The following is an 18,811-nucleotide window of genomic DNA, read 5'->3' on the forward strand; positions in this document are numbered from 1 at the left end:
GTTATTTAGCTTTGATGACCTGTTATGTAATGAATCCTTTAAGATTAGAGTCCTTGTTGTTTTGCCATTTGTGCTGCAAGCCGAGGTGCGTCCCACAGTGAAGGCAGTAAAATCAGTGATACGGGGACGGCAGTAATCACGATAAATGACTGTAGAGCCGATATTCCGCCAGCACCTAAAGAGATCAAAATGATTGCTGTAAGTCCCATCATTATTCCCCAAAACGTTCTTATAAACGCGTTAGGCTCTGTATCGCCACTGATCACAACACTGATGGTATAAGTCATGGAATCGCCAGTCGTTACAATAAAGACGGTAGTTAAAATTAAAAATAGAATTGAAATAAGGGTTGGAAATGGCAGATGCTGGGTTATCGCCAGTAGTGCCCCTGGTAAATTGAACCCTGCAAACGCCTCGCTCACTAGGCCTGGAGTTGTCATTTCAAAAGCAATACCTGTACCACCGACGATAGTGAACCAAAAACAGGTGATCAGTGGCGCGCAGATATTTAGCATCAAGATTAATTGGCGTATGGTTCTGCCGCGGGAGACTCGCGAGATAAAAATCGCCATCATTGGACCATAACCAAGAAACCAGCCCCAGAAAAAAACAGTCCACCAACTAAGCCAAGCTTCATCACCACGGTAGGTTGCCATAGGAATAAAGTTATCGATCATGGTGCCAACACCTTGCAGGTAACCATTAATAATGAACCCTGTTGGCCCAACAATTAAAATATATGTCATTAGCCCTAATGCGAGGATCACATTCCAGCGGCTGAGAAGTTGAATACCCCGATTTAAGCCACTTAACGCTGAAATGGTATAAATAACGATAGCTAATAGCACAATAATGAGCTGAGTCGTAAAGCCGTTAGGAATATCAAATAAGCTATTTAAAGCAAAACTTATTTGTAATCCTAAAAAGCCTATTGGACCAATAGTGCCGGCAGCGACAGCAACAATACAACAAGCATCAATTAATGAGCCAGTCGCGCCAGTGAGTGCTCGCTTACCTAACAATGGGTAGAGCAATGTTCGTGGTTGTAAGGGCAAGCCTTTATCGTAATGAAGGTGCATTAATACAATCGAGGTTAAACTGCCTGTTATTGCCCAAGCGAGAAATCCCCAATGCATAAATGATTGTGCTAGAGCATTAACGGCTCTTTGCCATGTATTATCAGGATCGCCATAAAGGGGCGGAACAGTAATATAATGTGCAATCGGTTCTGCCGCAGCCCAAAACACCCCACCTCCTGCGAGTAAAGTGCACAGCAAAATAGCGACCCAACGAAAGCTATCAATTTCAGGTTTAGCGAGATTACCTAATACGACCCCACCCGTTTTGCCTATGGCAAGAGCAATCCCAATTAAAAATGTTAGTAATAGTAATACCTGCCAGTAAGGGCCAAAGAATGTAATAGCCCAAGCAAAGCCGCTGTTAACGATGGTTGTTAGCAATGTTTTATCATAGAGAGCCGTGACGATAAAAAGGCCAATGAAGCCACCACTCAACCACATCACAGGGTTTAATAACTCCAGTTTTTCGATGGCTGTGCGTGGTATAGGATCGGGGGTTATCGTATTGGGTTTTTCTGACATGCTCTATCTCCCGTATTGCTAAGGTAGTAAATCGCTCTTTCCTCAGACCAGAAACAACGCCTAATCGATTAGATTTGTTTTTTGTCGTTATTTCGTTGCTAAGACGCAGTTGGAACTAAGCCTTGTTGCAAGAAATCGAACCAATTCCCCCCCAATATTTGTGCGGTTTCGGTATCATTAAAACCATGTTTAATTAGCCCTTGATAAATATTTTCCATTCCATGTTGGTCATTAAACCAAGCAAGGCTTTCCGGCCAACCCGCATTATTAGAATTGCCTTCTCCATAATCCATGGTTTTTGACCAGCGGCCATTACGCATCCACTCTAAGACTGATTGTGGTTGGTTTAAGCATAGATCACTACCAATGCCAAGGTGTTCGACTCCAACCATTTCTGCCGTAGTTGCGATCATGCGACAAAAATCATCTAGACGACATTGGCTACCGTTAGGTAAATGAAAGGGGTACAAACTAAAGCCAATTAAGCCATTACGTTGAGCAAGTGATCGAATAACTTGATTGGATTTGTTACGTCGTGCTGAATGAGCAAATGAGGGATTAGCATGACTGATACAAATTGGTCGTGATGACACATCAATCGCTTCTAAGGTTGAGCGTTCTGCGCTGTGTGACATGTCGATGATCATACCAACGCGATTCATCTCTGCGATAGCTTGTTTACCAAATCGAGTAATACCATTATCTTCTTGTTCATAACACCCGGTCGCAAGCAAACTTTGATTATTGTAAGTAAGCTGCATAATCAACAGCCCTTGTTGGCGCATGACTGAAATTAAATCAATCTCATCATCAATCGGGGAACAGTTCTGTGCCCCTAAAAAAATCCCAACTTTATGCGTTGCTTTGGCCGTTTTAATATCGTCAGCACTGTGTACTGGCATAATAAGATCAGCATGTTGCTCAAATAATCGATTCCATTCGCCAAATCGGGTTAGGGTTTGTCGTGCATCTTCGTGATAAACCATGGTTGCGTGTACCGCCGTGATGCCACTGGCTTGTAAGCGCTTAAAGTAGGGGCGATCCCAATGGCAATATTGCAACCCATCAATAATAATATGATCGTTATACATACAACCGCTCCTTAGTATGGACGTTGATAAGCCGTTTTAACTATGGTGTAGAACTCTTTCGCATATTGACCTTGTTCGCGAGGACCAAAACTGGATTGTTTGCGGCCGCCAAAAGGAACGTGGTAATCCGTGCCCGCAGTAGGAAGGTTAACCATCACACAGCCTGTTTGTGCTTGCTGTTTAAATAAAGCACTAGTACGTAAACGTTGAGTAACAATGCCGCCAGTTAAGCCAAAACGGGTATCATTAACGGTGGCGATGGCGTGCTCAATATCGGTGACGCGAATAACACAAGCTAATGGCGCAAAGACTTCTTCTTGGTTAATGCTCCAATGGTTTTCGGTATTTAAGAACAATGTTGGTGCCATATAAAAACCGTCATGAGCGCGGGTTAGTTGTTCGCCACCACAGCCTAATTCAGCGCCTTGCTGTTGGGCTTTTTCAATCCAATTCATATTAGATTTTAATTGGTTACCATCAACAACGGGCCCCATAAAAACGCCATCTTCAAGTGCATGGCCGATTTTTAGTGTATGAATACGGTCGATCAGGGCTTCGACATAAGCATCATGAATGTTGTCCATTACCACTAAGCGCGAAGAGGCGGTACATTTTTGTCCTGCGCCTGAAAACGATCCCATAATGGTCGCTTCGACAGCGATATCAATGTCTGCATCATCGGCAATCACTAATGCATTTTTGCTGCCCATCTCAAGCTGACAGCGTACAAAGTTAGGTGCAGTTGCTGTGGCGACTTTACGACCGGTATCGACTGAACCTGTAAAACTTACCGCATTAATTTGATCTGAATGGATAAGAGCGTCACCAACATCACTGCCGCTACCTAAAATAAGATTAAAGGTGCCTGGTGGTAGGCCTTGGCGATCAATAATTTCAGTAAGGGCGACGGCACTGGCGGGGGTGAGATTGGCTGGTTTCCAAATAACACTATTACCAAATGCCAATGCTGGCGCTATTTTCCATGCCGCAGTGGCTGTTGGGAAATTCCACGGTGAGATAATGGCGACAACCCCAACCGCTTCACGGCTAACTTCAACAGAAACACCTGGACGGGTTGAAGTAGCAAGATCGCCCATTTGGCGTAGTACTTCAGCAGCAAAGTACTGAAAAAATTGCCCTGCGCGATAGATTTCACCACGTCCTTCAGCAAACGGTTTGCCTTCCTCACGCGAGAGTAATGTCCCTAATTCATCACAGCGTGCAATCAGTTCATCACCGATGGCTTGGAGGATACGTTGTTTGTGTTCTAACGGGGTTTTTTCCCATGTTGGTTGAGCTGTTCTAGCAGCATCAATAGCATGTTGTAGTTGTTGCGAGCTAGCTTGAGAAAAATGACCAAGACTGTCAGAGGTATCGGAAGGATTAATATTGTTGATCGTCGTGGTGCCATTGTGCCACTGACCATCAATATACAGTGCATTTTCAGCTTGTGAGCGGAGACTATGTTTAGAGTATGACATCGACATATCCTTGTTCGGTTCAGTAAAGGGATAACTATGCAAAATGGAGAGTGCTATTGACTGACCGCAGCATAAACAACAAATTCAACCAGCATTTCTTCACGAGCGAGGCCTGCGACAACAATCGCGGCACGGTTTGGATAAGGTGCTGAGAAATAATCAGCATAAATAGCATTGACCGTATTGAGATAACGGCGATCTGTAACATAAATAATGACTTGCAGTACTGCATCAGTATCGATGTTGGCACATTCAAGGGTATGGATTAAATTAGTGAAGACCTGATGAGTTTGGGCTTCAATACCTCCGCCGACGACAGTGCCACTGCTATCGATTGGGATCTGCGCTGTGTATAACGTTCCATTATTAACAATAGCCCATTCAAGCGGAGCTTTAGAGCTAAATAGCTCAGTTTTTATCGACTTTTTGATGGAGGTATCAGACATAACTCACCTTTTTATGTAACGATAATGTTTTTATTTGGTTAAATTGTGCTGAATAATTGATGATAAATCGAATGGTTTATTTTTCACTTTTGATAAATTTATTTTATCGGTTGTGAATTTAAGAATGCTATTTACTGATAATTAGACAGAGTGATTGTTGCTATGGATATAAAGTTACAGCAATTGAAGTATTTTTTGCTGGTGGTTGAGCATGGTGGTTTTCGAGCTGCATCAGTACGTGCTAATCGTTCACAAGCGGCATTATCTACCTCAGTAAAAGAATTGGATAAAATTTTGGGTCAACGGTTGTTTGAGGCTGGACATAAAGTGAAATTAACCCCGTTTGGTGAGGCATGTTTACCTAAAATTCAGCATTTTATGAAACAGTATCAAGATCTTGAAAGTGATTTGTGGGCGACAGCTATTGGTCAGAGAGGAAAAATACGTATCGCCAGCGTGCCATCGGTAGCGGCAAAATTAATTCCGCAGGTAATGGCGAGTTTTACTGAAAGTCACCCCAATGTTGAAGTCTCTTTAATTGATGATAATGCGGTAGGAATTGAAGCTCGATTATTAGCTGGAGAAGTTGATTTAGCTGTCGGTCATTGCCTTCATATTAATGATAATACGATTGAGTTTACGCCATTATTATCCGATCCGCTGGGGGTGGTTTGTGTGACTGAGCACCCTTTGGCATGTTGTACACAAGGGCTATCATGGCAGCAATTATGTGCCTTTCCATTTATTATTAATGGTACATGCCAATTATTAGACAATACTCCGGCACGAGTGTTATTTGATCACGCATTGTATTCTGTTGAAAATATCACCTCACTATTTTCAATATTAGAATTAGGGATCGGGATTACCACATTGCCTAAATTAGCGTTTTCATCTCATCATCAAAAATTGACGTGGATCCCGTTAAACGATCCAAGTATTGAGCGAATAATTGGTATATTACGCTTCAAAGACAGACAAATATCACCTCAAGCAGAGGCTTTTTATCAGTTATGTTTACAGGAATTAAATAAGATTAATGTGAACTCACTTAACCATTCATCGTTTAATCAAGAGACGCTTTAATCGTATTCCACAAGCTAATTGATGATTATTTATAATAGACGGAGCAATAATAATAATGAGATTGAAGCAATATCACTAAAAAGGGATTTAGCGATAAAAGTCCAGCGAATGTATTATTTTGCTACTACTTTATGGTGATGTTTATTTTTATTATCGACAAATAGCAAGTTGACGGAATATTTATTTTCGTCGCTTCCCCATAATAAATAATATAGGTCGATGATAATGATAAATAAGCTGAGTCCAGTGGCACTCTCTATTGCATTAGCGATGGGATTAAGTGGCTGTAATTCTGATAATTCAACAGTATCTACAGATAAGGCAACTCAAGTTTCAGACGTATATTTACAATATGTAAATCCTTTTATTGGTACTGGTGCTGATGGCCATACTTTCCCTGGGGCGGTGTTCCCATCGGGAATGGTGCAATTAAGTCCAGATACTGAAATGGATGGCTGGGGATCAGCGGCGGGTTATTTTGATCATGGGCAACAACAAGACATTCCTGTTTATGGTTTTTCTCATACCCATTTAAGTGGAACCGGTATTACTGATCTTGGTGATATTTTAGTATTACCGTTTACTGAAAAAAATAATGCAACTTACAATACCTTTGATAAAGCCAATGAAACGGCAGAGGCTGGTTATTATGCGGTTGAGTTAAATCGTGGTGAGATTAAAGCTGAACTGACGACAACTGCGCGTGTGGGTTATCATAAATATACTTTTGCTAAAGGTAGCACACCATTTATTAAATTTGATTTAGACCATACGTTAAATAAGAGCTGGGGTAACCGTACCACTGTTGGAAACCTTGAAATTATTGATGAATATACTGTTCGCGGTCAGCGTAGTTCTGATGGTTGGGCAAATAACCAACATATTTATTTTTATGCTAAATTTAATCAGCCAATTGTAAAAGCAACCGCATTAATTGACGGTGTTGAAACCAGCGTTAAATTAAATAATGATAATATTGCAGCGGTTAAAACCATTGCTTATTTAGAGTTTGCGCCAACAGATCAGCCTCTAGAATTAAAAGTAGGCCTTTCTCCTACAGGTATTGAAGGCGCAGAAAATAACCTTAATACCGAAGTTCCTGATTGGGGCTTTGAGAGCGTGTTAGCGCAATCTCAACAGGCATGGCATAACGAGTTAGCCAAGGTTGAAGTTGAGGGCGGGACTGAAGATCAAAAGCAGATTTTCTATACCGCGATGTACCATGCTTCGATAGCCCCGATGATTTTCCAAGATGTTGATGGTAAATATCGCGCTATGCGTACTCAAGAAATAAAAGATGCGGGTGATACACCGAATTATTCAGTGTATTCAATGTGGGACACTTTCCGTGCTTTCCATCCGTTACAAACGATTATTAATCCGCAACGTGCAACAGAATATGCTAATGACTTGATTCGTAAGTATAAAGATGGTGGTATTTTACCTAAATGGGAGCTGCAAGGCCATTATACGGGGACGATGATTGGCTTCCCGGCTATTTCTATTATTGCTGATGCAATGGCAAAAGATTTAAATGTTGACGCTCAAGATGCGTTAGAAGCGGCTGAATTTACCGCGCGTTATCATGAAGAAAGTGAATTTCCTGATTGGACAAAAGATCAAAATATTGGTGCCGCAAATGTGGTGCAAGTAAAAGTCTATGAAGAAAATGGCTTTGTTCACCATGGTTACTGGAACTCAGCATCTTATACTTTAGAGTTTGCTTATGGCGATTGGGCGGTATCTGAAATTGCTCGTATGGCAGGTGATACCAAACTGCAGGATGAGTTTTTAGTGCGTGCTGATAATTGGTTGCATCACTGGGATAAAGAAACGAGCTTTTTACGACCAAAGAACCACCCTGCAAGCTCTTCACCAAACAAGCCACCACTAGAGTTTAATCGCCCAGTAGATGAAACGAAGATGGATCAATGTAAGCAAGTTGAGTGGCCTGCTGGCTCGGGGACGATGAAAGAGCAATGCCCATTATTGCCATTTGACCCATATTTTGTTGATGAATTTGCCTTTACTGAAGGTAATGCATGGCAGTGGAAGTTCCAGCCTATGCATGATTTTGAGCGCCTAAAACAAGAAATCTATGCTGCAGATATGGCTCAAAATAAACCTGATATGACGCCAGAAAAATCATTCCGTGAAGATTTAGACGAGTTGTTTACTGCTCGTTCTTCAAATACTGGTGAAGAGTTGCCCGATCTAACCGGTTATATTGGTCAATATATGCATGGTAATGAGCCTTCGCATCATATTCCATACTTATACAACTTGACCGATGAGCCATGGAAAGCACAAGAGTATTTAGATCAGATCATGAATCAGTTTTACACCACTGAGCCAACAGGTTTGATTGGTAATGAAGATGTAGGACAAATGTCAGCATGGTACATCATGAGTGCTTTGGGCTTTTATCAAGTAACACCTGCGGATCCGACTTATTCAATCGGGCGTCCATTGTTTGATAAGGTGTCAATTGATGTCAAAGGCGGTGAATTTACTATTGTGGCTGATAATAATAGCCCGGTGAATAAGTATGTCCAGTCAGTCACCATCAATGGCCAAGAGTTAGGTGCTAACTTAACTTTCAAACACAGCGATATTAAAGCGGGTGGCGAATTACGGTTTGTGATGACAGGTGATAAGAAGCAAGCACTGCAGGCAAGTTTTTAATTAGTTACCGCGATATGTATTAACCAAAGCGTGCTCTGAGTAAGAGCACGCTTTTTTTGTTATTTATTGGTCTGCTGAACGGTCTAATCCAAAATGATCATCACAAGTAGTTTGGCTAGGTTGATTAGCATTATCGTAACCGCAGTAATCGGTTTCAAGTATGTTGTATTCAGCTCGTGCTGCGTCGAGTAATTGAAAAAACTCTGCTTCGGTGACTTTTCGTTCACGATAATAACTGGCATAAGTTGGAGCACCATTGAAAAACCCTTGGGCGGTGCGAACGCGAGTGTCGTTTGGCGGTAAAGTTGTTAATTGGTTTTGCATGATACCGCCATCAGGCATTCGTACTTGGTAAAGTACGGTATCATCGCCAATCAGGGTGGTATTAGTATCTAACGTCATACCAAAAGATTCAAACGGGCCAGCAAGGTTACCATTACAATCAGTGGCTTGTTGATCGGCACTAAAGATCTTCTCATTACCATTAATACCACAGATACCATTGCCTAATGCCATGGTTGTCTCATCACATAACTCTGCCTTTTTAGGCGGGTATAAAAACACATTGCGCTGTTTGATGGTATTTCCAATCACTTCTAAATGAATAAATCCTTGATAATTATCATATTGATATGGCCAGCGACTAGAAACTTGAGGTGTACCATCTGCGCCAAGTAGCGTGTAATCTCCGACCCAGTAACCGTTCTCTCGTTGCCACGGGGTAAAATCCAGTAATTGTACGTTATCAAGATCACAGTCATCGTTCGTGACGGCTAACACGGGATCTGATTCATCTGTCGTTGTTGTGCTATTAGTATTATCGTCATTACAGCCACTGAGTAGCGATACACTGACGCATAGAAATGTTGGTAACAGATACTGAGATATAGGCATAAGCTGATCTTTGTTGTAGGAATAATATAAAACCTAGCCAATTTAGAAAGTTATCAATGACTTATTTTTAAGAATTTATTGTTGATTATTGTTTTACGGCTCACTTTGTTACAACTTCTTATCTTTCATACAAATTGAAACATATTGCTGATATTTAAAAGAAACCAGAGCGAGTATATTTTATTACAGTACCTTTTTTCTATTCCCATTTTCACGGTTGTTGATGTTTTCAATCGTTTCAAGGACAGCAACAATGACAACGTTTACGTTAACTATTACTCATGGTTTATCTCATCATCCTGATATAGAACGCAAGACAACCAATCCTCGCCAAGCGCTGCGTTTTTTAGATCGCGAAGTGTCACCGTATACGCGTAGTTTTACGAAAATGATTACCGTTAATAATAAGCAGTATGTAAAGAGTGTTGCAGAGGATGATAGCCAAGCCTTTCGTGATGATTATATGGCGGATAATCAGTTTGCTCTTTGGTGGCAAAGAGTGCGGGGAGTTATGCTTAATAAATGAAAGTTACGAGTGTAACAACCGCTATATAATAACACCCTGTGAGTGAGTTCCCGCAGGGTGTTATTGGTTTTGGAGTACGCTATTATTATTTAGTCATGATCACTTCAGCTTGGCGCTCTTCTGGTTTATCCATGCCTGTTTGCCATAGCCAGTAAGTAATATTGCCCGGACAATTTAAGCTCACCACTTTGTGATTACCGTGGCAATCTATCGCATGAATCGTAACACCTTCGGTATAACCATCTTTGAGGTAATCGAGATCACGAATCGCTTCATAGACGGCTTCATCCAAGGTCATTCCCATCTTCATGTACAACACTACCGCATGAGCTGTTGAACAACGAATACTCATTTCTCCGGTGTGAGTACAAGCGCACGCGCCATAACGACTATCAGCATACGATCCGGCACCAATAATTGGACTATCACCTAAACGACCAGGGTATTTCCATGCCCAACCCGAAGTAGAGGTTGCTACGGTAATTTTGCGGTTAATATCACTGCTTAAAAAAACCGTCGTATCGCGCACACGTTCAGGATCGGTAGCATTGTTAGACAGTGGCGCGAGTGGTACATTAGGAAATGCTGCTTGTTGGTCAGGTGTCATCGCTTGTTCTAGCTTCTCCCACCATACTTGCTTTGAATCTTCGATAAGGTTATTACCTGCAACCGCATCGATTTCATTGGCAAAAATAGCTGCGCCTTCACCGACTAATATCTCATGATTGAGATCTGTCATGACTTTATAGGCGACTTCAATCGGGTGGATGTAGCCTTTTAATGCGCCAACGGCACCTGTACGTAAACTATCCCCATCCATTACTGAGGCGTCGAGTTCCATTTCACCGAGTACATTTGGCCAGCCGCCGTAACCGACAGTGCGTACGCGTGGATCCAACTCAACCAACTTAATACCTTCAACTAATGCGCGTAAGCCTTCTTCACCTGCTTGTAAACGACGTGCTGATGCTTCAATCCCTGGGTAGGCTTCTGAATTTGCTAATAAGATCATGGTTAACTTCCTTGTTATTTATGCAACTGATCTTGCAAGATCAACTGTTGGCAGAGTTCGGTTAATAACAGCGTACCGTAGCCTGTGGTGGCTTTGGTGTAAATTTTACGGTGGGTCATAAATGACATTGCTGCTGAATCAATGTGGATCCATTTTTGATTGGGCTCGATAAAGTGCGATAAGAAGGTCGCTGCCACACATGGACTGCCATCAGGCTCTTCACTACCATGGCGCAGATCAGCAAAATCGCTGTCTAACGCTGTGCTAAACATGTCACCGCTAGGCATTGGCCATAATGGCTCTGAGCACGCTTGACCTGCTGCTTTTGCATGGGCAATCAAATCATCGTTATTACCCATTAATGAGGCAAAAGCTTTGCCTAACGCAATTCCTGTGCCACCGGTTAAGGTCGCAATATCAACTAAATAGTCAGGTTGATAGTGCTGCTGGGCATAGTGGAGCACATCAGCTAATACCATCCGTCCTTCGGCATCAGTGCTAATGATTTCGACACTGGTTTTATTGAGCATGGTGACCACATCACCAGGTTTAATCGCTTTGCCTGATGGCATGTTTTCCACTAAGCCACACAATCCAATCACACGAATTGGTAATTGCAATTGGGCGATAGCGTTTAATGCGCCGACAACGGCTGCTGCGCCGCCCATATCCACTTTCATGGTGCTCATATAGCGTGGTTGTTTAATACTAATGCCGCCGGAATCAAAGGTGACGCCTTTACCGACTAAAGCTACGGTAAACTTGGGATCTTGAGGATGATAGTCGAGGCACAACAGGCGTGCTTCGCGATCACTGCCTTGGGCGATACTCATTAAGCCGCCAAAGCCTTGTTCAAGCATCATCGCATCATCAAGGTAAGATAATTCAATGTTATTGATCGCTAATGTTTCTATCGCTTCGACAAAAGATTGTGGATAAATAACATTGCCAGGTTTGTTGATTAACTCACGTGCGATAAGCTGGCTCTGTGCCAGAATTTTACCGTTCTCAAATGCGCTAATTTCGTCGATTGTGGCGTTAAGTAGCGTAAAATCAGCGATTATTGGAGCTAACAGCGGGCTGTCGCTATGGTGATAACGATAGTTGGATAACGCCAGACCAAAAGATAACCATTTGAGCCACTGCTGGTGGCTATATTGGTTTGCAATCGTGTCATCAATACACAGTTGTAACGTTGTCGCTTGAGTAAATGTGGTTGCGATTAAATAGCCAATATCTTGAATATCTGCCACGCTAAATGTCGATTTACTGATCTCGGCATTAAAATCACTCACATCTTGGTTGAGCGTTAATTGTTTATTCGTTTTTGATGTTAGGTAAATAGTACGGGTTAATTGATCGCAGTGTTGAGTGCGAGCAAAAGTAAAGGTTAATAAGCTGCTATTCATTATCTTGTTCCGCCATCAGTAACAGGGTGAGGCATTTCAGTTTGAGTGGCTATTAGGGTTTCATCACTACGTTGTTGCCAGCGGCGCATGCCTTTGTGTGAACGTAATTGTGGGTTGGCAATTTCATCAACGGCAAAGTTTAATAACGATAACCCGATGGCAATAAAGATTAATGCTAGACATGGCGCGAGAATTTCCCACCATGCGCCAATCAACATCGACGAAGAGGTTTGAACGTTATATAGCATCACGCCCCAACTGATTGCATTAGGATCGCCAAGACCAAGGAACGATAAACTCGCTTCGGTCATGATTGCCAACAGGACACAGCCAATAAAGCTGGCACCGACAATCGACATGAGGTTAGGCAAGATCTCTACTGCAATGATTCGCCAAGGTGATTCACCTAACACTTCTGCCGCACGAATAAACTCTTTTTCGCGGAGGGATAAGGTTTGAGATCGTACCACTCGCGCGCCCCATGCCCATGAGGTGATGGCTATAACAATCGCTATCGTAAATGGCCCTGCTTGACCGATAAACGCCGCAATAATAAACAGCAACGGTAATTGAGGGATCACCAGCATGATGTTCATGGCCGCAGTTAGAATTTCATCGACTTTGCCGCCAAAATAACCCGCAGAAACACCAATTAAGGTTGCCAGAAAACACACTAAAACTCCGGCACCTAAACCAACCGCAAGCGATGTGCGGGCACCGTAGATTAATTGTGACCATACATCACGTCCCATACGAGTTGTGCCGAGAATATGGTCAGCTTTTTTGGACATTAGTAGGGTGCGTTTATTGGTGGCTAAGTTTTTCGCGATCCAACCATCAGGATTATTTTGGGCAGCTTTTACCACAAATGCAGGGTATTCATGTGGGTTGCCAGTACCTCTATCAGGTGCATGGTTAGTGATCATTGGCGCAAACAGAGCCGCTAACACAAACACCACTAAAATACATAATCCTGTTAATGACTTAGGATTTCGAATTAATAATTGAATAATGCCTTTCATGTTATCGATCTCCCTTACGTAGACGGGGGTCTAACAGCACAATTAACAGATCGGCCATAAAGTTAAAGAACAACATAAATAAGGTCATCAGTAATAATTGTCCTTGAAGTACTTGGTAATCACGGGCGTGAATGGCGTTTAGTAACACCGTACCAAGACCTGGATAGTTAAAGATCATTTCAACAATTAACTGACCACTGATAGCAGTACCTAAAGCCATTGATAATGCAGTGACACTAGGCAGCATCGCATTACGAGCAGCGTAGTTAAAAATAACCCGATGTTCACTTAATCCTTTGGCTTTGGCCATGGTAATAAAGTCTTCGTTAAGCAAGTTGATCATGTTGTTACGCATGCTAATTAAAAATCCACCGATTTGGCTGACAGTGGCACATAACAAAGGCAATGCAGCGTGATACATCACATCTTTATAAAACGCCCAACTAGACCAATCTGGCGTCGTGCCTGAGGTGTACGCATTGCCAATCGGAAACCACTCTAAGCCAATCGCAAAGGTGAACATCACCAGCATCGCAATAACCACCGAAGGGATAGATTGCACCACTAGTGTACTTGGCGAAATAAAGGTGTCGTAATAACTGCCACGACGCCAAGCGGCAAAAATGCCCATCACAGAACCTATGCAAAATGATAAAACGACCGCTGTTCCGGTTAAAAATAATGACCAGCCAATCGCACTGCCGAGGAGATCATTTACCGATAATGGGTAGAATTTAATTGATGTTCCCCATTGACCGGTAAATATATTGGCAAGATAAGAAAAATATTGCTCGTATAATGGGCCGTCAACAAAACCAAGCAGTTTTTTCATTGCTTCAATACGTTCAGGGCTAACATGTGAGGTTGCATTGGCAAACATCATTGTCACAGGATCACCTGGCATAGCTCTGGGTAATATAAAGTTTAATGTTGCTGCAAATATTAGTGCGATAAAATAAAATGATAATCGCCGAAAGAAAAAGCCCATCGTATTTATTCCTAATAAAAATTTGTTAGAGGAATAACAATTAAAATACTGCGGTTAAATAACAGCAGTATTAATAAAGTTATGTATTTATCGCCACTAAATAAATACCGCCATCGCAAAGATGACGGCATTATTTGGTATTAGGCTTTTGGTTTTAAATCTAACACGTGTAATAAACGCTCAGGTACACCAGCCCATGCTAATGGACGCCCTTTAGGGTTTTCAGTGCTCCACCAACCGGTAAAACGGCTTTCATTAAATTGATAAACATCAACCCCTGACATCACAGGAATAGTGATTTGATTTTCAGCAATAATCTTTTGAATTTTATGTGCAATTTCTTTTTGTTGATCTTGGTTGGCTGTTTTATAGAAATTATCTAACAATTGATCAAGTTCAGCATTTTTAAAGAAGTGCATTGCAAAGCGCGGCATGTTCGCACCTTCTTGATAACGTGAATGATAAGCACTGTTCCAGTAACGGTATGGATCGGCACCGTTAAAGTAGTTGGTATAAGCCATATCATAAGTACCGTTAGTCATCGCTTGGTTATAAACCGCAAAGTCAGAGGTTTTGGCTTTAACATCGATACCCGCCATTTGTAACTGTTCAACCCCAAGTTGAACGGTATTATTAAAGTCAGTCCAACCTGTTGGTGATTGGATTGATATTTCTATTTTTTTACCCGTTGGTGTTTCGACATAACCATCACCATCGATATCTTTAAAGCCGGCTTTTGCGAGTAATGCTTTGGCATTATCAATATTGTAAGTATTAAAGCCTTTGTATTTATTATAAATATCTTGATCTGCCCAGAATTCTAAGCCTTTGCCTAAGCCTGATGCATAATCATTAACGATGCCGTTACCGTAAAAAGCGACATCAATGATTTTTTGACGATCAATCGCCATTGATAGCGCACGACGGAAATCAAGGGTGTTAATTGCTTCATTATTACCTGGGTGTGGGGTTTTAAAGTTCATCATAAATGCTTGCGTACTTGCAGCTGGGTACCAGTATTTATGATTAGGATTACGCGCAGCATACAGTGCATCAACATCAGGAATAAAAGCACTGGTCCAGTCGAGCTCTGACTTGATGATTTTATTTAACAGCTGATCGTTATTGGCAATTTGTGGTACCCGCAAACAATCGACTTCAAGGTTATCGTTATCCCAGTAATTAGGGTTACGACACTGAACGTATAATTGTGGCGTAAAGGTGTCTATTTCAGTGAAAGGACCAGATCCAACAGGGTTTTCATTGGTAAATAACTCTGGTTTTTCAATGTCTTTCCAAATGTGTTTCGGCACGATAGGAATAGAAGAGATTTCAAAAGGAAGGTTAGAGTTCGCTTCAGTTAACTCAAAAATAACTTTGTTATCTTGTTGGCGAACGCTTTTGATCCAGCGATCCATACTTTTTGGATCTAGCTCTGGTTTGTCATGAATCAACTGGAATGAATACACCACATCCTCAGCGGTAAATGGCGTACCATCAGACCATTTTACACCGTCACGAATCTCAAACGTGACTTGCATTAGATCGTCTGACATATAGTAATTTTTGGCTAATCGCATTACTGGCTTATTGCCATGCATTTGATTAAATACCACTAGCGGCTCATAAATAAAGTCAGTTGTGGTACGTAAATTGGTTGCGAGGTAAGGGTTAAAGTTACGTATCATGGTGGGATAAAAATCAGCCACAATCGTCAGTTGATTTTTTTCCGTAGCAAAAGTGGTTGGAGAACATAATGCCGCCACTATTGCTAACGCGAGCGTATGCGCTTTATTTATGATCATGAAGATTCCTTGTTATAAATATAGGGTATCAATTCCGTATAAACATGATGAAACTGGAGCGTTTGTATTAATTACTATTATTTCTTTTTACGATAATTAACTTGAACATTGTCGCAAATGTTATTTTTTACTTTTATTATTTATTTAATCGAATATGGATCTCATTTTTATATTTAATGAGTCAATAGGAATAAAAAAATAATAAATAACAGCTGTAACAAGATACGCATATAAGAATATGCGTATAGGTATTATTTAAAATAGCCGTTAGCTTAATTTATAAATTAATAACTGCCACGAAGATGATATAAGGTTAAACTTTGTTTTAATGTCTCAAGGTTACATTCACCTTTATAATCAATGCGCTGTTTATAGCCACTAATATGGCTTGGTAATAGGGTAAAGCTACTATCACTAAAGCGACCTTGGCACTCAAGTTGTGGTTCAACAAATAATGCCGGATAGTCACAGTCTAACTCTAACCAAATGGCATCGTTATCTTGGTGCCATTCAATCGTGATTGCTGGTTGTTGCAATTGTGCGTGTTTAAATAAACATGGGTAATGGTCATTTTCAGTCACGCTACCATCGGCACAGGTTAAGCGTACGTGGTAAAAGACCTGTTTAGCAGCTGTGGTTGTTAACTGTTGATCAGATTGCCATAAAACGGTACTGCTATCAGGGGCTAATTGAGTTTCTAGATCCCAAGTTTCAAGCACATTGCCTTGCCAATCTAGCTTGATCACCTTTCCGGTAATTGGCATTGGCTGATGATGGTCATTGACCACATGTAAGCATAATGGCTGTTGTGGCTGTTGAATAAATGTTGCCATCACAGGTGCAAAGAAGCGTTTAGCATGGTGATGCAGTTGTTTCCAGCGTCCGGTATATTCGATACTTGACCATGAACTCACCGGCCAACAATCATTAAGTTGCCAGTAGAGAATGCCACGACAATGTTGTTTATGTGCTCGCCAAAACTCAGACGCCGTTTTAATTGCTATTGCTTGTTGTACTTGGCTTAAATAGAGCATATTGGCAAAGCCAACGGGAAAGCGGAAATAGCGGGTAAACATTTCAGTGATAATGCTATTACCGCGACCGTTCTTTTGATGTTGTTCAAATGTTGGTGAAGTAACGTTCCAATCTTCATCGTCAGCAAATGTTTTTACCGTTGGTAAAGACGGCCATGATTGGTAACCAAACTCTGAACAAAAACGTGGTTTTACACTGTGATAAGCGTCAAATGATTTACCCGAGTGCCACACATCCCAAAAATGCATATCGCCACGGTTATCATCGTGCCACGCATCACCAAAATCTAATTCACCATTGCACGGCGAGCTGGCCCAAAAACGGCGGCTAGGATCGTACTTTTCAACCACTTGTTGTAGCATGCGATTTAAACGATCGTAGTTGACCACGTACTTTTCACGGTTGTGTTTAGATTCGTCATACCAACCAATTGCGCCAATGACTTCGTTATCACCACACCATAAAGCGAGGGCAGGGTGATCGGCTAAGCGTTTAACTTGGTCAACAATTTCTAATTCAACATCGGCTAGAAATTCAGGTGTCGATGGGTATAACGCGCAGGCAAACATCAGATCCTGCCACACTAATAAACCAAGCTCATCGCACAATTCATAAAAAATATCGTGCTCATACATGCCACCACCCCAAACACGGATCATATTCATGTTGGCCGCGACCGCATCTTCTAATAATTGTCGGTAACGTTCAGGTGTTTGGCGGCTCGGCAGGGCATCAAGAGGGATCCAATTAGCCCCTTTAGCGGTAATTGGATTGCCGTTAACCACAAACGTCATCGCACTGCCAATGGCATCGACTTGGGTATCTAAGCGTAATTCACGTAAACCGAGTTTTTTAGTGATGGTGTGATTATTAAGGGTGACGGTTAATGGATATAGCGGTTGGTCACCATAACCTGCTGGCCACCAACGCTGTGGATCAGTAACAACAACAGCAATAGTGACGGTTTGAGGCCCTTTAACTGCGGTATCAATTGCAATAGTGTGCACTTGCTTATCAAAGTTAATTTCAAGTGTTTGCGTGGTTTGTTCAACTAAGATGTCACAATCAATCGTCACTGTGACTTCACAATCACCATTGGCTAACCATGCTTGTTGGGTGCGCACATGCTGCAAACGGCTCTCATAAACTGGAGTTAAGGCTAGTGAGTTATATATTCCGGTTGATAATAAACAAATGCCCCAATCCCAACCTGCATGACATTGCGTTTTACGAAGAGTATTTAGGTGTGGGATCTGATTATTGCCAACCGCCCATGGTACAGCAAAAGGTAATTTTTCGGCGCGGCGCTGAGCTTCAATATCATTACGGGCTAATGCAATGCTAATGTGGTTGGTCCCTAATTGGAGATAGGGCAGAATATCAACGTGATAGCAGCGAAACATATTACTGCAACTTAATACTTGGGTACCGTTAATGCAGATGCTCGCCATGGTATCGACAAACGATAAATTCAAATCCACCGCTGTTGCATCCAGCAGATGGCTATCAACTGTAAACTCACGAGTAAGTAACCATTCACTTTCTCCTACCCACTGAATTAAGGTTTCATTGCAGCCATAATAAGGCTGAGGTAATAACTCTGCGGCAATCAGGGCAGAGTGAACATCACCAGGTAAAGTGCACGTCGTATGAATATGAGAATGCTGCGGTGAAGTGAGCGTCCACTGACCATCTAATGAAATATGAGACACGTAATAATCCTTATTATT

14 protein-coding genes are annotated in these 18,811 nt (G+C 41.7%); 3 read left to right on the forward strand and 11 right to left on the reverse strand.

Annotated elements, in window-relative coordinates:
• Positions 1–44 precede the first annotated feature (44 nt).
• The 4 genes from G6R09_RS05225 to G6R09_RS05240 all read right to left on the reverse strand — a co-directional run bounded on the left by G6R09_RS05225 (position 45) and on the right by G6R09_RS05240 (position 4,619).
• Positions 45–1,601 carry a BCCT family transporter gene (locus G6R09_RS05225; protein WP_065168683.1) on the reverse strand — a complete coding sequence of 519 codons (1,557 nt, stop codon included), beginning with the start codon at positions 1,599–1,601 and terminating at the stop codon, positions 45–47.
• Positions 1,602–1,699: 98 nt separating this feature from the next.
• Complete coding sequence (locus tag G6R09_RS05230; RefSeq protein ID WP_163920939.1) at positions 1,700–2,692, reverse strand: membrane dipeptidase; 993 nt, start codon at positions 2,690–2,692, stop codon at positions 1,700–1,702.
• Positions 2,693–2,703: 11 nt separating this feature from the next.
• Complete coding sequence (locus G6R09_RS05235) at positions 2,704–4,173, reverse strand: aldehyde dehydrogenase family protein (protein WP_163920941.1); 1,470 nt, start codon at positions 4,171–4,173, stop codon at positions 2,704–2,706.
• Positions 4,174–4,226: 53 nt separating this feature from the next.
• Positions 4,227–4,619: a RidA family protein gene (locus tag G6R09_RS05240; RefSeq protein WP_163920944.1), complete on the reverse strand. Its 393-nt coding sequence runs from the start codon at positions 4,617–4,619 to the stop codon at positions 4,227–4,229.
• 162 nt (positions 4,620–4,781) lie between these two features.
• Between G6R09_RS05240 and G6R09_RS05245 the strand changes: the two genes are divergently transcribed.
• Both G6R09_RS05245 and G6R09_RS05250 read left to right on the forward strand, forming a co-directional pair.
• Entirely contained in the window at positions 4,782–5,705 is a 924-nt protein-coding gene (locus G6R09_RS05245; protein WP_163920946.1) for a LysR family transcriptional regulator, read from the forward strand.
• A gap of 219 nt (positions 5,706–5,924) precedes the next feature.
• Positions 5,925–8,390, forward strand: coding sequence for a GH92 family glycosyl hydrolase (locus G6R09_RS05250; RefSeq protein WP_373423692.1), 2,466 nt, complete (start codon positions 5,925–5,927; stop codon positions 8,388–8,390).
• A gap of 63 nt (positions 8,391–8,453) precedes the next feature.
• On the opposite strand, the gene G6R09_RS05255 is transcribed toward G6R09_RS05250, so the two are convergent.
• Positions 8,454–9,284, reverse strand: a complete 831-nt coding sequence (locus tag G6R09_RS05255) for a hypothetical protein (RefSeq protein ID WP_065168688.1) — start codon at positions 9,282–9,284, stop codon at positions 8,454–8,456.
• Between the two features lie 253 nt (positions 9,285–9,537).
• Here G6R09_RS05255 and G6R09_RS05260 point away from each other — a divergent pair, with 253 nt between their 5' ends.
• Complete coding sequence (locus tag G6R09_RS05260) at positions 9,538–9,810, forward strand: hypothetical protein (protein WP_065168689.1); 273 nt, start codon at positions 9,538–9,540, stop codon at positions 9,808–9,810.
• 85 nt (positions 9,811–9,895) lie between these two features.
• Here the strand turns inward: G6R09_RS05260 and G6R09_RS05265 are convergent, their stop codons facing one another.
• From G6R09_RS05265 to G6R09_RS05290, 6 genes are all read right to left on the reverse strand, one after another.
• The gene (locus G6R09_RS05265) at positions 9,896–10,822 is read right to left on the reverse strand and encodes a N(4)-(beta-N-acetylglucosaminyl)-L-asparaginase (RefSeq protein ID WP_163920950.1); all 927 of its coding nucleotides are present in this window, start codon (positions 10,820–10,822) and stop codon (positions 9,896–9,898) included.
• A 14-nt stretch (positions 10,823–10,836) separates the two neighbouring features.
• Complete coding sequence (locus tag G6R09_RS05270) at positions 10,837–12,231, reverse strand: leucyl aminopeptidase family protein (protein WP_163920951.1); 1,395 nt, start codon at positions 12,229–12,231, stop codon at positions 10,837–10,839.
• On the reverse strand, positions 12,231–13,253 hold the full coding sequence (locus tag G6R09_RS05275) for an ABC transporter permease (protein WP_060996889.1): 1,023 nt from the start codon (positions 13,251–13,253) through the stop codon (positions 12,231–12,233). Before G6R09_RS05275 ends, G6R09_RS05270 begins: the two co-directional genes overlap by 1 nt.
• 1 nt (position 13,254) lies before the next feature.
• Entirely contained in the window at positions 13,255–14,241 is a 987-nt protein-coding gene (locus G6R09_RS05280) for an ABC transporter permease (protein ID WP_060996890.1), read from the reverse strand.
• Between the two features lie 140 nt (positions 14,242–14,381).
• The gene (locus G6R09_RS05285) at positions 14,382–16,046 is read right to left on the reverse strand and encodes an ABC transporter substrate-binding protein (RefSeq protein WP_163920953.1); all 1,665 of its coding nucleotides are present in this window, start codon (positions 16,044–16,046) and stop codon (positions 14,382–14,384) included.
• A 284-nt stretch (positions 16,047–16,330) separates the two neighbouring features.
• The gene (locus tag G6R09_RS05290; RefSeq protein WP_163920955.1) at positions 16,331–18,793 is read right to left on the reverse strand and encodes a glycoside hydrolase family 2 protein; all 2,463 of its coding nucleotides are present in this window, start codon (positions 18,791–18,793) and stop codon (positions 16,331–16,333) included.
• Positions 18,794–18,811: the final 18 nt, after the last annotated feature.

Origin of the sequence: Photobacterium sp. Alg240-V54, assembly GCF_900537155.1 — a bacterium.
Taxonomy (GTDB): domain Bacteria; phylum Pseudomonadota; class Gammaproteobacteria; order Enterobacterales; family Vibrionaceae; genus Photobacterium.

Excerpts from the sequence above, each read along its gene's own strand:
- G6R09_RS05225 (WP_065168683.1), bottom strand. The coding sequence starts at position 1,601 with ATGTCAGAAAAACCCAATACGATAACCCCCGATCCTATACCACGCACA.
- G6R09_RS05230 (WP_163920939.1), bottom strand. The coding sequence starts at position 2,692 with ATGTATAACGATCATATTATTATTGATGGGTTGCAATATTGCCATTGG.
- G6R09_RS05235 (WP_163920941.1), bottom strand. The coding sequence starts at position 4,173 with ATGTCATACTCTAAACATAGTCTCCGCTCACAAGCTGAAAATGCACTG.
- G6R09_RS05240 (WP_163920944.1), bottom strand. The coding sequence starts at position 4,619 with ATGTCTGATACCTCCATCAAAAAGTCGATAAAAACTGAGCTATTTAGC.
- G6R09_RS05245 (WP_163920946.1), top strand. The coding sequence starts at position 4,782 with ATGGATATAAAGTTACAGCAATTGAAGTATTTTTTGCTGGTGGTTGAG.
- G6R09_RS05250 (WP_373423692.1), top strand. The coding sequence starts at position 5,925 with ATGATAATGATAAATAAGCTGAGTCCAGTGGCACTCTCTATTGCATTA.
- G6R09_RS05255 (WP_065168688.1), bottom strand. The coding sequence starts at position 9,284 with ATGCCTATATCTCAGTATCTGTTACCAACATTTCTATGCGTCAGTGTA.
- G6R09_RS05260 (WP_065168689.1), top strand. The coding sequence starts at position 9,538 with ATGACAACGTTTACGTTAACTATTACTCATGGTTTATCTCATCATCCT.
- G6R09_RS05265 (WP_163920950.1), bottom strand. The coding sequence starts at position 10,822 with ATGATCTTATTAGCAAATTCAGAAGCCTACCCAGGGATTGAAGCATCA.
- G6R09_RS05270 (WP_163920951.1), bottom strand. The coding sequence starts at position 12,231 with ATGAATAGCAGCTTATTAACCTTTACTTTTGCTCGCACTCAACACTGC.
- G6R09_RS05275 (WP_060996889.1), bottom strand. The coding sequence starts at position 13,253 with ATGAAAGGCATTATTCAATTATTAATTCGAAATCCTAAGTCATTAACA.
- G6R09_RS05280 (WP_060996890.1), bottom strand. The coding sequence starts at position 14,241 with ATGGGCTTTTTCTTTCGGCGATTATCATTTTATTTTATCGCACTAATA.
- G6R09_RS05285 (WP_163920953.1), bottom strand. The coding sequence starts at position 16,046 with ATGATCATAAATAAAGCGCATACGCTCGCGTTAGCAATAGTGGCGGCA.